The sequence below is a fragment of the Photobacterium alginatilyticum genome, assembly GCF_009910675.1.
GTDB classification, from domain to species: Bacteria; Pseudomonadota; Gammaproteobacteria; order Enterobacterales; family Vibrionaceae; genus Photobacterium; species Photobacterium alginatilyticum.
In genome coordinates this window covers 69,720-82,940 of record NZ_RSEJ01000022.1, presented here as the reverse complement: position 1 = coordinate 82,940, position 13,221 = coordinate 69,720, and the positions used below count along the sequence as shown (strand labels likewise).

Annotated in this window: 20 protein-coding genes; 12 read left to right on the top strand and 8 right to left on the bottom strand. The window is 43.8% G+C overall.

Annotated elements, in window-relative coordinates; all coding sequences use genetic code 11:
* Window positions 1-175 precede the first annotated feature (175 nt).
* The 6 genes from EIZ48_RS19450 (at window position 176) to EIZ48_RS19425 (ending at window position 6,093) form a co-directional block, all read left to right on the top strand.
* On the top strand, window positions 176-1,363 hold the full coding sequence (locus EIZ48_RS19450; RefSeq protein ID WP_160655001.1) for a tyrosine-type recombinase/integrase: 1,188 nt from the start codon (window positions 176-178) through the stop codon (window positions 1,361-1,363).
* Window positions 1,364-1,561: 198 nt separating this feature from the next.
* Window positions 1,562-2,155, top strand: a complete 594-nt coding sequence (locus tag EIZ48_RS19445) for a hypothetical protein (protein ID WP_160654998.1) — start codon at window positions 1,562-1,564, stop codon at window positions 2,153-2,155.
* 113 nt (window positions 2,156-2,268) lie between these two features.
* The gene (locus EIZ48_RS19440) at window positions 2,269-2,910 is read left to right on the top strand and encodes a hypothetical protein (protein ID WP_160654995.1); all 642 of its coding nucleotides are present in this window, start codon (window positions 2,269-2,271) and stop codon (window positions 2,908-2,910) included.
* A 160-nt stretch (window positions 2,911-3,070) separates the two neighbouring features.
* Complete coding sequence (locus tag EIZ48_RS19435) at window positions 3,071-4,039, top strand: DUF2971 domain-containing protein (RefSeq protein ID WP_160654992.1); 969 nt, start codon at window positions 3,071-3,073, stop codon at window positions 4,037-4,039.
* A gap of 132 nt (window positions 4,040-4,171) precedes the next feature.
* Window positions 4,172-5,386 (top strand): DUF3644 domain-containing protein, encoded by a 1,215-nt coding sequence (locus tag EIZ48_RS19430; RefSeq protein ID WP_160654989.1) that lies wholly within the window; start codon window positions 4,172-4,174, stop codon window positions 5,384-5,386.
* A 146-nt stretch (window positions 5,387-5,532) separates the two neighbouring features.
* Entirely contained in the window at window positions 5,533-6,093 is a 561-nt protein-coding gene (locus EIZ48_RS19425; RefSeq protein ID WP_160654986.1) for a hypothetical protein, read from the top strand.
* Window positions 6,094-6,232: 139 nt separating this feature from the next.
* Here the strand turns inward: EIZ48_RS19425 and EIZ48_RS19420 are convergent, their stop codons facing one another.
* The 8 genes from EIZ48_RS19420 to EIZ48_RS19385 form a co-directional block, all read right to left on the bottom strand.
* The gene (locus EIZ48_RS19420) at window positions 6,233-6,562 is read right to left on the bottom strand and encodes a helix-turn-helix transcriptional regulator (RefSeq protein ID WP_160654983.1); all 330 of its coding nucleotides are present in this window, start codon (window positions 6,560-6,562) and stop codon (window positions 6,233-6,235) included.
* On the bottom strand, window positions 6,546-6,758 hold the full coding sequence (locus EIZ48_RS19415; protein ID WP_160654980.1) for a hypothetical protein: 213 nt from the start codon (window positions 6,756-6,758) through the stop codon (window positions 6,546-6,548). The genes EIZ48_RS19420 and EIZ48_RS19415 overlap by 17 nt, the downstream gene beginning before the upstream one ends.
* Window positions 6,759-6,857: 99 nt before the next feature.
* The gene (locus EIZ48_RS19410) at window positions 6,858-7,253 is read right to left on the bottom strand and encodes a hypothetical protein (protein WP_160654977.1); all 396 of its coding nucleotides are present in this window, start codon (window positions 7,251-7,253) and stop codon (window positions 6,858-6,860) included.
* Entirely contained in the window at window positions 7,250-7,501 is a 252-nt protein-coding gene (locus EIZ48_RS19405; protein WP_160654974.1) for a hypothetical protein, read from the bottom strand. Before EIZ48_RS19405 ends, EIZ48_RS19410 begins: the two co-directional genes overlap by 4 nt.
* A 145-nt stretch (window positions 7,502-7,646) precedes the next feature.
* Window positions 7,647-8,012: a hypothetical protein gene (locus EIZ48_RS19400; RefSeq protein ID WP_160654972.1), complete on the bottom strand. Its 366-nt coding sequence runs from the start codon at window positions 8,010-8,012 to the stop codon at window positions 7,647-7,649.
* Window positions 8,013-8,137: 125 nt separating this feature from the next.
* Complete coding sequence (locus tag EIZ48_RS19395) at window positions 8,138-8,329, bottom strand: hypothetical protein (protein WP_160654969.1); 192 nt, start codon at window positions 8,327-8,329, stop codon at window positions 8,138-8,140.
* Between the two features lie 37 nt (window positions 8,330-8,366).
* Window positions 8,367-9,059 carry a hypothetical protein gene (locus tag EIZ48_RS19390; RefSeq protein ID WP_160654966.1) on the bottom strand — a complete coding sequence of 231 codons (693 nt, stop codon included), beginning with the start codon at window positions 9,057-9,059 and terminating at the stop codon, window positions 8,367-8,369.
* 158 nt (window positions 9,060-9,217) lie between these two features.
* Window positions 9,218-9,856 carry a LexA family protein gene (locus tag EIZ48_RS19385; RefSeq protein WP_160654963.1) on the bottom strand — a complete coding sequence of 213 codons (639 nt, stop codon included), beginning with the start codon at window positions 9,854-9,856 and terminating at the stop codon, window positions 9,218-9,220.
* Window positions 9,857-9,931: 75 nt separating this feature from the next.
* Here EIZ48_RS19385 and EIZ48_RS19380 point away from each other — a divergent pair, with 75 nt between their 5' ends.
* From EIZ48_RS19380 to EIZ48_RS19355, 6 genes are all read left to right on the top strand, one after another.
* Window positions 9,932-10,117 carry a Cro/CI family transcriptional regulator gene (locus tag EIZ48_RS19380; protein ID WP_160654960.1) on the top strand — a complete coding sequence of 62 codons (186 nt, stop codon included), beginning with the start codon at window positions 9,932-9,934 and terminating at the stop codon, window positions 10,115-10,117.
* A gap of 71 nt (window positions 10,118-10,188) precedes the next feature.
* Window positions 10,189-10,734, top strand: a complete 546-nt coding sequence (locus tag EIZ48_RS19375) for a toxin YdaT family protein (protein ID WP_160654957.1) — start codon at window positions 10,189-10,191, stop codon at window positions 10,732-10,734.
* 50 nt (window positions 10,735-10,784) lie between these two features.
* Entirely contained in the window at window positions 10,785-11,534 is a 750-nt protein-coding gene (locus EIZ48_RS19370; protein ID WP_160654954.1) for a helix-turn-helix domain-containing protein, read from the top strand.
* Complete coding sequence (locus tag EIZ48_RS19365) at window positions 11,534-12,265, top strand: ATP-binding protein (RefSeq protein ID WP_160654950.1); 732 nt, start codon at window positions 11,534-11,536, stop codon at window positions 12,263-12,265. The genes EIZ48_RS19370 and EIZ48_RS19365 overlap by 1 nt, the downstream gene beginning before the upstream one ends.
* Window positions 12,265-12,894, top strand: coding sequence for a DNA N-6-adenine-methyltransferase (locus EIZ48_RS19360; RefSeq protein WP_160655099.1), 630 nt, complete (start codon window positions 12,265-12,267; stop codon window positions 12,892-12,894). Before EIZ48_RS19365 ends, EIZ48_RS19360 begins: the two co-directional genes overlap by 1 nt.
* Window positions 12,891-13,220 (top strand): hypothetical protein, encoded by a 330-nt coding sequence (locus EIZ48_RS19355; protein ID WP_160654946.1) that lies wholly within the window; start codon window positions 12,891-12,893, stop codon window positions 13,218-13,220. Before EIZ48_RS19360 ends, EIZ48_RS19355 begins: the two co-directional genes overlap by 4 nt.
* Window position 13,221: the final 1 nt, after the last annotated feature.

Here is a 13,221-nt window from a genome sequence, read left to right as displayed (position 1 = left end):
GTGTTTTCCAGAAACCATTGCATTCGTATTAAGTGCTTGTTCTAACAATGGCTTTTCAATGCTATACTGTACATCTATACAGTAGTTAATTCTTGCACAGTTAGGTTTGGGATTTGCATTTGTGTCCAAATCTGTGTCCAAAAAAATTCTCGCTGTGTCCAAATTAAGGAAGCTTATGTCCCTGATAGATAGAAGATTAAGAGCCATTAGCAAGCTCGAAACCTATGACGGTCCATCCCAACTTAGCGACGGGGATGGCCTGATTGCTCGTATCTCACCTCTCGCAATCATCACCTTCCAATATCGCTGCCGATTCAATGGTAAACAACTGAGAATTAATATCGGTAAGTATCCCGCAACTAGCCTGAAAGAGGCAAGGCGGAAACATAAAATCATGATGGAATTGAGGGAATCAGGCCGAAATCCCGAGATTGCGAATGGGGTTGGTGGTAGTGGTGAGCAAGATTTCGTCACTTTAGATGACTGCGTGAACTACTGGCTGAAACACTTTGTCCCAACTTTAAAGAAGGGGACACAAGCACTTTACCGATCCTTCGCCAACAACTACTTCCTTGGCACCTTCCCCGACAGAAACGTCGAAACTATACCCGCTCGAGAATGGATGCAGTGGCTAGACTCAATCAGTGCTGAAAAGCCCAAAACAGCCAACTCCATCTTCACCACGCTCCGCGCCTGCCTTAACTTCTGCAAAAGCAAATTCATCATTGAAAGAACTGACCTGGACCGAATTAAAAAACAGAACGTCGGTATGCGGCCAGAAAACGGTAGCCGCGTTCCTACCTGGTCTGAATTAGCCCAAATCTGGTTAGCGATAGAACGCAGCCGAGCCAGCACTTCCAACAAAACCCTTCACCAACTCACCATGCTATGGGGCAACCGGCTATCAGAGCTGCGCCTTGCCCGTCGTTCCCACTTCGACATGAAAGCGGGCATTTGGACCGTGCCCAAAGAGCTCAGCAAAACCAACAAGCCAATCCGGCGCCCAATCCCTACCAAAGTCCGAGCCATCTTAGAGCGTGTTATGGCGACCTACGACGACGTGTTATTTCCAGGGCAAGATCTCAATACCCCAATCAGTATTGCTGCTGCAAACCGTTATATACGCCGTATACGCGAGAACCTGCCACTAGAGCACTGGCGAACCCATGACTTCAGGCGCTCACTGTCTACAGGTGCCTCTGAACTGGGCGTAATGCCACACGTAGTAGAGAAGATGCTAGGCCACGAGCTGGGTGGCGTACTGGCCGTGTATAACAAGCATGATTGGTTAGACGGCCAGCTAGAGGCGTATGAGTTGTATGCTGATAAGTTGACAGCATTTCTGGATGCTAATGACGGATAACATGTTTACACCTTGGTTTTCATATGGTTTCATACAAATCTAGTTGATATGGATATATGTGTGGTAATACTCACAGGGTGCTGAGATATGTGGATGCTCAACGTTAGCTTTCTTCGGAAATCGCGGGTATTAGGAAGATATATAAACAGTATTCGCAGAGTATAATGTTGGGGATTTTAAAATACATGGAGTATTAGAATGGTTTCTTGGAGTCAGATGATAAAAAATTTCGATAAACGCTTGGATATTGAAGATATTGAAGAGTTTCAACTCCATCTTACGAAAGCTGTAAATCGAAAGATTAGCAAATTAGAAGAGGAATATGGGACTGTATCCGAAGATGATATGGCAGATCCTAGAGATTTAGATGCGTATAAAGACCATTTAACAGATGTAATGATTTCTACGCAATCAGCGAAGATTTTAGGTGATGAACTAAGTATTCTTGCTCTTTATAAAAAAGTAGAAATAAAAACAAAAAAGATAATAGAGTCAAAAGTTCCAAATCCAAAATCGAAGAATCTCTCTTATATAAATAATGTTCGCAGTATTTTGCCTTTTGAGCTTGAAACTATAGATGGTTACAGCTCATTCAATGAACTTAGATTATTGAACAATGCAATTAAACACGGTGGTTTGGTTTCCAATGAGCTTTCTTCTAAATACCCATCTTGGATTGAAGGTGACGAATTGAAGGACTTAGATATTGCATACAGACGTCTCCTTTCAGGGGTTGAGCTATATGTAAGCACGTTAGTTGAAAGGTTATATTCGTTGTCAGAGCAGCCTTAACAAAAATTTCAAGTTGACGCTTTTTATTCGGTATTTTTGGTATGGAGTTCGCTGTGCTTGGTCGGTTTAGTGGGGCGCAACTTATGTTAGGCGTTAGCAATCTTGGAGGTAAAATGAATACAGCAGAAAAAGTCATTTCTCATGAAGTGTATTTGAAGCACTTAGAACTCAAACTAGAAAAAATCAGAGAGATATCCAAGATTTCAGAAGAAGAAGCGTTGGCGCTTTGTTGTTGCTACATTGAAGCCATTGGTAGTAAAAGGTATGAGCTAGCAAATCAAGGCAAAAGAGGTGGAAGATACTCTAAGACGGCAGCTTTTACGGACACATTGGTAAATTTCAGTGGCTATGATTTTTGGGACAAGATTCACCCTATCGCATTGTTGGGTTACTTACCTGAAATTTTTGACAAAAACTACGATGAGTACGTAGTCGAGTTAAATGAAATAGGGGACTCAGTTCGAGAACCAGACTTTGTTCGAGCACACATTGAAAAGCTCTATCTTAATTCGGAACAAAGGAAATGGGTAAAAAAGCATATTCGCAAAGCATCTATTGCGTCACTAGCATACTCAAAGGTTAGATGTGAAATTGTCCATAATATTTCACACCAACCTATAAGCTTCCTTGCATCACACAATGTAAATAAGCTTCCAGATATTGACTTCAAACTAATGGATAGCTGTTTAACTAATATCATCGATAACTTAAGGCAGTTGTCGATAGAGCACAAAAAAGTCTGGTGGGAATTTTGAGGTGGTTATTAACAAAGCATTTAAGAGTGATTCCCAACGCTTGGTATTCTTCATTCCATCGTTAAATTTTGTGTTACAGTTCAATGATTTAGGTTAGGTGGCAGCGTTGCTCTCACCTTAATGAGGCGTAAGCCATATACAGTAGTTAGGAGAAAGTCTGTTGCTAAAGAGTTTATATAAATACGCTTCACCGCATCCGCAGATTTTTGACAATCTCTTGATTCGTGCCAGTCAGAGGTATTCATTAAATGACCCTTTTGAGTTACGCCCATCTAGCGAAAATGTTTTAGAGTCACTCTCAAACGTAGAGGTGAATATAGGTAACGGTTATAAGCCGTCTTACGATGACTATGGAATCATATCTTTCACCGAAACATACAATAATTTACTGATGTGGGCGCACTATGCAAATGAACATAAAGGCATTGTAATCGAGTTTGACCATTCAAAACTTAATTTCAGTCGATATCAGAGCTATCCTATTTTCGACAACAACGAAGATGATGAGATGTTTGCCAGTGAAAATCCAATTATCAAGGAGCTAAATGAAGGGGTGGTTCAGAGGATTTTATACAATCATAACCGTCCAAACGAGCGTAAGTATGAAAACATTCTAGAGCACTTTCTAGTTAAAAGTGATGAATGGATGTATGAAAAAGAGCACAGAGTAATTGTTCCTCTTATCACCGCTGAGTGCATCATTATAAGAAAAGCCTACTTAGAAGTTATCGATAGTGTCTTGGAGCTTGATTATAACTACGTGACTCACGATTTTGGTAATGGGATGGTTATGGTGTCATTTGATGATGCATTGCGTACTGAAGCGGCAAAATATTACTATGCTTCAGATTGCTTAGTCTCGGATGAAGAGTTTTTTCAGTCCTTTAAGTTGGCTTTCTTAGGCGAAATTCTGTCAACTTTATCGAAAGACCCATCAAGCATTTTTTTGTATAAATTGCCATCAGACTCTATAAAAAGAGTGTTCTTTGGCTGCCGTATGTCTGAGATCGATAAAAAAGTAATTATGCGTAACATAGAACGTAATGAGTCTCTTTGGGAAGTATCGTTTACAGATGTCACAACCAGTCCATCTAGGTTTGAATTAAACTTTTCGCAAAAAAATGGCTAGTAAAGCATTTAAGAGTGATTCTTAACGCTTGGTATTCTCTGTTTTTGGTTGGTTTTTGTAATGGCTTAGGTTAGGTGCTGGCGTTGTTCACAATTTTATGCGGTGTTATATGCAGGGCAGTAGGTAGGAATTATGTCAGATAAAAAATGGGCACAAGTTGATAAAGCATATGGTTTTTTCTTAAAAACTTATAAAGCGAGCGATAAGTTCTCTCTTCATGAATTATCCGAAGAAACAGGTTGGAGTCTTTCGACGGTTAAAACATATCTACGAAAAAAGTGGGCATCTTTACTCGAAGATTCGGGGGAAGGGTTTAAAGTTACTGAAGCAATAATGACATTTAATCAAACAACCTTTCGTCAGCACCAAAGCCAAAAAGATGAAGTAGAGAAACTGTTGCATCAAATCATGCTTGAGAAGTCTGTGTCAGCGTGTGTTTCAGCCATAGAAATATATAATAAACCAAACTTTCAGCATAGAGAGGAAACATTCTCAATCCTAATGACTAACGCATGGGAGCTATTACTAAAATCAAAACTTGTAAAAGATTCCAATGAGGATCCAAGTTCTATTCATTTCTTAAATAAAGGAAAAGTCGTAATATCTCCTAGTGGTAACCACAAAACTATATCATTAGGTGTCGCATTAAATCGACTTTTGGCAAAAGGTACCGTACCTAATGTCGTTGGTGACAATATAAAACTACTAATGAACATTCGAGATGATTCTGTTCATTTTATGTGCGGTGATCTGGAGTTGAGCACTAGAATTCAAGAAATTGGTACAGCCGCTCTTAAAAATTTTATGACATTAACAATGGAGTGGTTCAACTACGATTTTAGTCGATACAATTTTTATCTAATGCCAGTGTCTTTCTTCCACTTATCTGATGTATCTAGTTTTAGCGTTGATAACGAAGTTAAAACAAATTTACTTAAGTACCTAAAAGCTGTGGAGAAAGAGCACGAAAGCGAGAAAGATGCAAATTATGCTATATCACTGAAGTTACATACGAAACTAGTAAAAACAACTAACGAAGAAGCTTTACAAGTTCGGCTCACTAATGATCCAGATGCACCAGAAATAGTGTTGTCTGAAGAGGATTCGCTCAAAAATTATCCTCATGACTACCATGAGTTGATAGATATACTGAAAGCGCGCTATACAAACTTTAAGCAAAATAGCATTTTTCATGATCAAATGAGAACATTGAAGGCTGAGGGAGAGCGTTATTGTAAGGTTCGTAGGTTAGACCCTGATAACCCTAAAAGTATTAATAAGACTTTCTACCACAATAGGGTTATTGATCAGTTTGATCAATGGTATGAAAGAATCAGGGTTAAATAATTCACTTAATAAGTTGTTATATAGAGATTAGTATATCGTAGTATTTTAGTTTGCGTTGAATTCAGTGTTTATGTGCGATAAGAAGGCCTATGTATCACGCGCAGAAGCTGATAGTAGCGTTAGGTTTTCGGAGAAACAAGTATTAGATGAAGACATTAGTTTTTAAAGCCTGGAAGGATCCTGTTTTGAGCAAGGTTATTGCTTCTGGCTTACTGTTAGTATGCGGCAGCTTTGGAGCATGGTTTTTAGGTCTATGGCCAGAAATTTATGAGTTACTTCTGACAGTTTTGGAGTTGGTTGTCTATGAGGTGCAAATTCCTCTTTGGCTAATTGTTGTCTCTGTACCTTTGCTTATCTTTATTGTTCCATTAATTAGGTTGTTAATTCCTGAGCAAGAACCGCGTTTTTTGAAGTATCGAAGTGACAACATATTGGGCATTGATTGGTCTTGGGGTTGGTCTTCGCCAAACTTTCATAATGATAAATACTCAATTAGAGATCTGCATCCTAGATGCCCTAATTGCAAGTCTAGCTTGGAATTAAATGACTACTCAGGTCAGCTAGTACACTGTATAAACGATAGCTGTAATTGGCAATGGCAACAGCAAGGTAGCTTTAATAATAGGATTTCACACTCCAGTGAACTAAATCAGAAGGTATGGAATGTCATTGATAGAAAAATACATAATGGCGAGTTCAAAACCTAACAAAAAGCTGCACCTGACAAATATTGCTACGCTCGTTTTTGTGTATGTCGCGTAGCTCCATTTTACACAAAAATGTTCTCCGCATTATTTGCAAGTGAGCTTGGCGTTAATAAAGCGGCCATCCGGCCGCTTTCCACCATCACCGCCCACAGCCACCAATACCTTCTTTCCACTCTTCAACCGCAGAGCGTAACCATCGCAGCGGCATGAGTGTAACCGGATCTGGAAAGCCACGGTTTTGGCGCCACTTGTAGATGGTGGCTTTGCTGGAGATTTGGAACATCTCCAATACTTCTTTATGGCTGATCAGTTGCGGTGATGACTGTTCATCTAAGGTTGTAACTGGTTGAGATTTCTCGGGTGAAAGTTCCTGATTCTTTTCAGAATCCAACTGTGACGGTGTCACGTTAATGTCTGATTTAACACTATAAGAGACATCAACAGTAGGGTAGTTAGTGTAATTGTACATTTTGCTGCTCCTCATCGGCTTCGAACCAGGCATCTACGCCGTCTGTTTCAATTTCACCAGTGGCGCAGCAGTTGAGGCACTTTGCTTTGTCACCGTCATATAGCCATTCGTCATTGCCAAGTTCGGTTGTTACTTCGATTTTGTTACTGTCGCAAACTGTGCAGTTTAGCCACGTTATCCTAAGTTTCTTACTCATCACGATTTCCTTAATTCGGGTTGTTACTGGTATAAAGCGAATAACCGACATAAAAAGCAGCACAGCCGATGGCGTAAATGATTACTGGTAAATATTCCATCATGAAACCTCCGTTGAATTTGGTAGTAGCTGCGGATCGAAAATCCTTACCCGATTTGTTGTGTGCCAGCAGCGGGCGTCGCCTTTGAATAAACCGCCGGGCTTTAATTTGGCGCAGCCTTCGGGTAGTGATTCGCCGCAGTACTTGCAGGTGCCCAACTTTTCTTTGATTGCCGGAATTTCGGCGTAAACTCGGTGAATCATTAGTTGAAGCGCTTCGGCCTGATCGCATTCTTTTCCTGGTTGAGAAAAGAAAGTGCAGATCTCATCAAGCCGCTTTGACTCCATTGATTCCAAAGGAACGGGTAGGGTGGTTATCCCGCTTTCCTTTCTTCTATCCCGTAATCGTTGGGCCCGGCGTTTTCCTTTTTCTCGCCTTCGTTCTTCTTTATTCATGCCGCTGCCTTCTTAGATTTCTTACTTCGGGAAGCGGCTTTCTTATTGGGCTTAATTAAATGGCGAGCTTTAGTTAAACAGCTATCGAATACTTTGCCTTTGGCAAACGAAGCTGTATTTCGGTAGAAACGTAAAGCCTCATTAATACCGCGATCTATTTCCTCTGGCGGATAACCCTCTTCTTGGAGTTTTTTATCAATGTTCTTTACGATGAATGCCTCAATGCTGTTATTCACTGGATGTCTCATTGCACGATTTCCTTTAGGTGAATGTTTGTATTCAGGGTTTGATCTTGCAGGCTGGTCAGCCCTGCGTTATTCTTTATTCGAGCCTCGATGAGGACTCATTGCACGAGATGCCCCGTTTGGTTTGGTCACCGGACGGGGTTTTCTTTTAGGTGTATGAAGAAGAAACCTGAGCGACGTCATTAGTATTTCCATAAACACCGCAAATTAATGGCAGGTATTCAAACGCTACTGTCAGTTCGCCTTGGCGGTTATAGGCTGGTTGGCCGTGAGTAATGTATTTACCGTTTTTATAATCCTTCTCACACAAACAAGGTTTCCACCAAAACCGCCAATCCGCGGAAACAACGTTGCCGTATGCGTCTGGAAATTCTTCCTTCTCGCCAAATTCGTTTTCTAGCTGTTCAAGGTTTTTGGCTGCAAATATTTCGCTTTCTTCTCCAAACCAAATCGCCTTACGTCCTTGCAGAGTAACGTCAGTTATCATCTGTTTGACTTGCTTATTACTTTTCATAGCCGCTTAAATCCTTCTAAGTGAGCAGGGTGGTCAGCCCTGCGTTATTCTTTATTCGAGCCTCGATGAGGACTCATTGCACGAGATGCCCCGTTTGGTTTGGTCACCGGACGGGGTTTTCTTTTTTAACTTCTATGAATCGGATATCCGCCTGCGCGGTTAATCGGGAAGCCCCAATTCTTTTTGACATGGTCGAATACAAGTACTTTATTCGTACCTTCATGTTTCTTTTCCCAGCAGAGTGAATAGCGCGGGTTGTAATGAGTTGCACCATCCGGACGTCCTTCGGGGATGAGCATCTGAATATAGTCAGCCATTTTTTATGTCCTTATTTCAGCCTCGGTGAATCAGGATTTAATAATCACAAACTTCAATGTTGTCGCCGTAGATATTTTGCAGGCCGGAGATCTTGGTTTTTCGGCAGTAGAGTTTGTAGAAGTATCCGGCTAGGCCCATTGCGTGAGTGGCTCCGGAAATGCTGCCGCTGATCCGATTGTCAGATTCGCTGATATAGCCGATGTGGAAATTACCATCGGTTTCTCGGAAGTTGTAAAAGGTGACTTTGATATTATCGGACTCAAATTCCGGGTGTTTTAATGTCATGAAGATGGTGTCTTCACCGTGTTCATCCCAGTCAATTTCGATTTCATAGGCGTGGGCTTCGTGCGCTGATTCTTTCCAGCAGCGTTTAACTTCTTCCAACATTTCTTGAGCATCAAGCTCTTCCGGAACTGGGCTAAGTTCATTTTTCAATAACTCTTCAAGAAGTGGGGCTGCCTGCTGATCCAATGCCTGGCCGTATTTTTCTTGTACCAACTGGGCGACGAAGTGGTTGTACTCAGGAAACGAAACTTGGTTGAGTGAAGTCCCGATAGACATTTCGATGGTTCGGGTGAGTGATTTACCAAAATCACTGTAGCTTTCCATCGCTGATTTGATGGTAGATTGCATCAGTTTTTCCAGCTGGCCTTCAATCATCTTCTCGATAGAACCGTCGTCTATCATGGTGGCGAGCTTGGTTGTGACGATGTCATTGAGTTCTTTCATGGTCATTCCTTAGTAAACTTTAATGTTTAATCGCTATCAATCTTAGTTATCTAAGATTAACTGTCAAGAATTTGTTTTAGTTTTCTAAGAATTTTAAGCGTAAAAAAACCGCACAAAGCGGTTTTAAAGGATGAGGGAGGAGTGTGAGGGTAGATTGTTTAGTTAAAGGATCTACCAGAAAACACAACAACGCCAACGATGGTGCAGTTGCCGTTGATTGGGATAATTTGTTCAGGCCAATTGGGATTAGCTGGCTTTAAGAATTTTTGGCCACCTTCGATAATCAGCTGTTTGAAAGTTGCTTCATTTTTGTCGTCTAAACGGGCAACGATGTATGAGCCATGTCTCCATTCAACCTGAGGGTCAACGAAGATTAGGTCTCCATCACGGAAAATGGGCTCCATGCTAATGCCTTGTACCTTAAGAACAAAGCTATCATCACTGCATTTTACGGGGCAAGGGAAGCGAGAGGCCTCAGCTATGCTGATTTCTTCAATCGTACTCCAAGCTCCAGCTTGAACCCAGCTAATTAACGGATAATACCCCTTAATTTCTGGTCCATATGTAACATTAGAAGTCGCTGTCTTTTGTGTTGGTTTATCTTCACCAAAAAGAAGCCAGTCAGGTTGACACTCTAATGCCTTAGCTAGAGCAATAAGCTTTTCTCCTCGCGGACGTGTCATGCCATTTACCCATTGGCTGACGCCACCACTAGAGACTCCAGTAGCCTTGCTAATATCTACGCCTTTTAGCCCTAAGGCTTTCATGCGTTCTTTGATGCGATCTGCAATATCCATAATTTAAGTATTCTAAACCTTGACCGCCTTAGTTTCCTAAGTTTAGAATCTTAGTTTTCTAAGAAAAGGTGGTTTATGCGTAAGTCAGATGTGATCAATCACTTTAAAAAACGAGTCAACATTGCTGAAGCTCTTGGTATTTCATCGGGATCAATTTCCCAATGGGGAGATGTCATCCCTGAAAAACAAGCTCTAAGGCTTGAACACCTAACTAATGGAAAGCTCAAGTATGACAGTAGCCTATATACAAAAGCAGCTTAGTAATCATAAGCCAACCATTTGATTAAAGGTGATTACAAACAATCAGTTAAACCAACAGTAAGGATACAACCATGCTAAGTCTTAAAAGCGTTATGCGTAACGCTGTTGAAAGTTGGCGGTGTGAAGTGTCAAAGGAATTCATCGCCAATAAAGTCGCCAGTTTTTACTACAAAATGAATCTGCTCCATGAACCGGACGCGCCAAAAAAGCCGGTTCTCAAAGTCCCCGGGGCGGATGATGCCAACAATTCTCAAAACTTCTGGCGCTACAACGAACGGGTTTCCGCCGAGGCCAAGGCCAACATCATGGATCTGCTGCCTGCAATTTTGGTGGCAATGCCTAAACAACGTGCCTGTGATGCGCTCAATACCTTCCTCAATCCCCTCGGATTTTCCGTGGCAGCGATAGGGGATAACAACACCGCCTCGGGCCGTGATCGCCTGCTGGCTCAATTCACCAAGGAATCATCAGAAGCGCTGACCACGCTGTTGATGCTGCCCGAGAACGCCACGCTAGACCAACTCCGAGCCGCTTACAAAGAAGTGCAGGAGAGCGAGGGCTCTCACAAACCTCTACTGGGATATTTAGAGAACTTGATGGCGGGTAAAACCGCTTAAGGATTTCGTGCAATGAGTCTTTATCTAATTATCAACAGAGGCCAGCCACTATGAGCGTGAAAGTGATGTCGGCGGTATGGGATGCCGACAACCTCAAGGGAAACACCAAGCTAATCATGCTCTGTCTGGCTGACTTTGCGAACGACGAAGGGTACTGCTGGCCTAGTTTGGATCGTATTGCGAAGAAGTGCGGTATCTCTCTCAGTACGGTTAAATCTCAACTGGCGAACTTGTGTAAGGATGGCTTCGTCAGGAAGGAATTACGCAAGAAAACGACGGCTTCCGGAGAGATAACCAACGACACCAACATGTATTGGATCGATGTAAGAAAGCTACATGATAGCGAATCTGCCTCCGTCGAAAATTGCCCTAGGGCGAAATCTGACCTAGGCCAGAATTCGTTAAAGGGTAGGCCGGAGGCTGACCCCAAACCATCATTAGATCCGTCAGATATTAAAGATCCCCCTATAGTCCCCCAGTCGGGTGATTCTGGAAAGTCATCTGCCAAGCCAACACGCAAGCGATCCAAAACGCTCCTGCCTGCAGGCTTCTCGGTGACAGCTGAAATGAACCAGTGGTATGCCCAGCAGGGTTTCACGCTGGACGTTCACGAGGCAACGAACCAATGGGCCGACGCCATGATAGCCCGGGGATCGAAATACACCGACTGGATTGCTGCCTGGCGAAACGGCATGCGCAACGCCAACAAGTGGGCCAACGAGCGCAGCAGCAAATCAACCTCAGCCACCATGCGAATGGGTGCCAGCAATGGCAACTACGGACCACCGGAGGGTTACTAATGAACATCATGGATCGTTTATCCAAGGCCTTGCCAACTGCGATGCCGAAGCACATTCAGCCCTATACCGCTGAGCAAATGGCCGAGATTCGGGAACGCGAATCGATGGATTACCGCCGGCAGCTGGACGAAGAAAATCGTCAGGTGCTTGCTGCAAAAGCCATTGGCCGTTCGGGTATCAAGAAGCGTCATCAGGGCTGCAAGTTCGACAACTACTTCACCCACTACGAAGGCCAGCGTTTGGCTTATGCCGAGTCTCGCACCTTGCTGGATGACTACATCAACCGTCGATCTGCAGGGGGATTCATCTTCGCGGGAACCTCGGGCACTGGCAAAAACCATCTGGCCTGCGCCATCGCCAACGGGCTGTTGCAGCTGCGTCGGTCTGTCGTGGTGATCACCGTCGCCGAGCTGATGTTGAAGATCCGCGACTCCTACCGCAAGGATGCCGAGATCAGCGAAACAGAAATCATCCGCTACCTGAGCAGCGTCGAACTGCTGGTTATCGACGAGCTTGGCGTTCAGCACAACAGCAACAACGAACGGGTGATGATTAACCGCATCATCGACGAACGCTACACCCAAGAACGCCCCACAGGCATCATCACCAACCTCGAAAGCGACGACTTGGTGAAAACACTCGGGCGCGCCGCCATCGACCGCATCATGGAAGACGGCAAGTGGGTAACGTTCAACTGGGAAAGTTTCCGTCGCAAAGGGAGGGCCGCGTGATGCCGATATTAATCAAGAGCAACACGGCAGCAAGCGATAAGAACCGCTGGGGTACGCAGTGGGAATGTTTTTGGGATGCGCAGGCACTTTACGGCAGGCCTTTCGAACTGGATGTTGCCGCCGAGCCGGAAACCACAAAGTGTGCAGAGTTCTTTGTATCGCCGGAGTGGTTTTCCCGTCATCGGCTGTCGAACTATGGCCTTCATGGTCTCGAGACCTTCCGGTTCAACCCTAACAGCAAGATTGTCGGCTTTGATGCCCTGCAATGTGATTGGGCGCCGCACTGGTGGTGCAACCCGCCGTTCGACAAGAAGCCGGAGTTCATCACCAAGGCCGTCGCCGAGGCCAAGAAAGGCAACCCGGGCATGATGTTGTTGCCCTATGAACCGTTAACCGGTTGGTGGCTGCAGTATGTCGAAGGCAAAGCCGCCGCCGTTTATGAGCCCGATGGCCGCTACAACTTCGTAGAGCCAGACGGCGAAACCAAGAAGACAGGAGTCAACTTCGGTAGTGTGTTTGTGCTGTTTACGCCGGGGTATTTTCCTGTGACGCAGCGGATCCGTTTTAAGCGTGGTATTTCGGACGAGCTAACGATCAACTTTCGTGAAAAAGTGGAGTTTGCCGCATGAACACACAACAAGAATTCGACCAGGCTGTTGCAGGCCTGAAAACTCAGAAGCGATTAACGCTCAGTGCTGATACGCAATTTAACCGGGTAGTTTCTTCAGCGCTAGGGCTTGAGTGGTCCACACTCAGGGATTTGGAACAGCAGATCCAAAGCAAATTTGATTGCTTCGATACACAAACCGCCATCAGCGCTCGCTTGCGGGAAGTGAAGCCAAGCAACACCGGCTTAGTGAAACAGCGGATGTGTAAATCAGTAAACAGCAAATTGGTTCATTATTACCGACTGGTTCCAGCCAGCATGGTACCAACGCTCGAAGAGGCGGCATAAG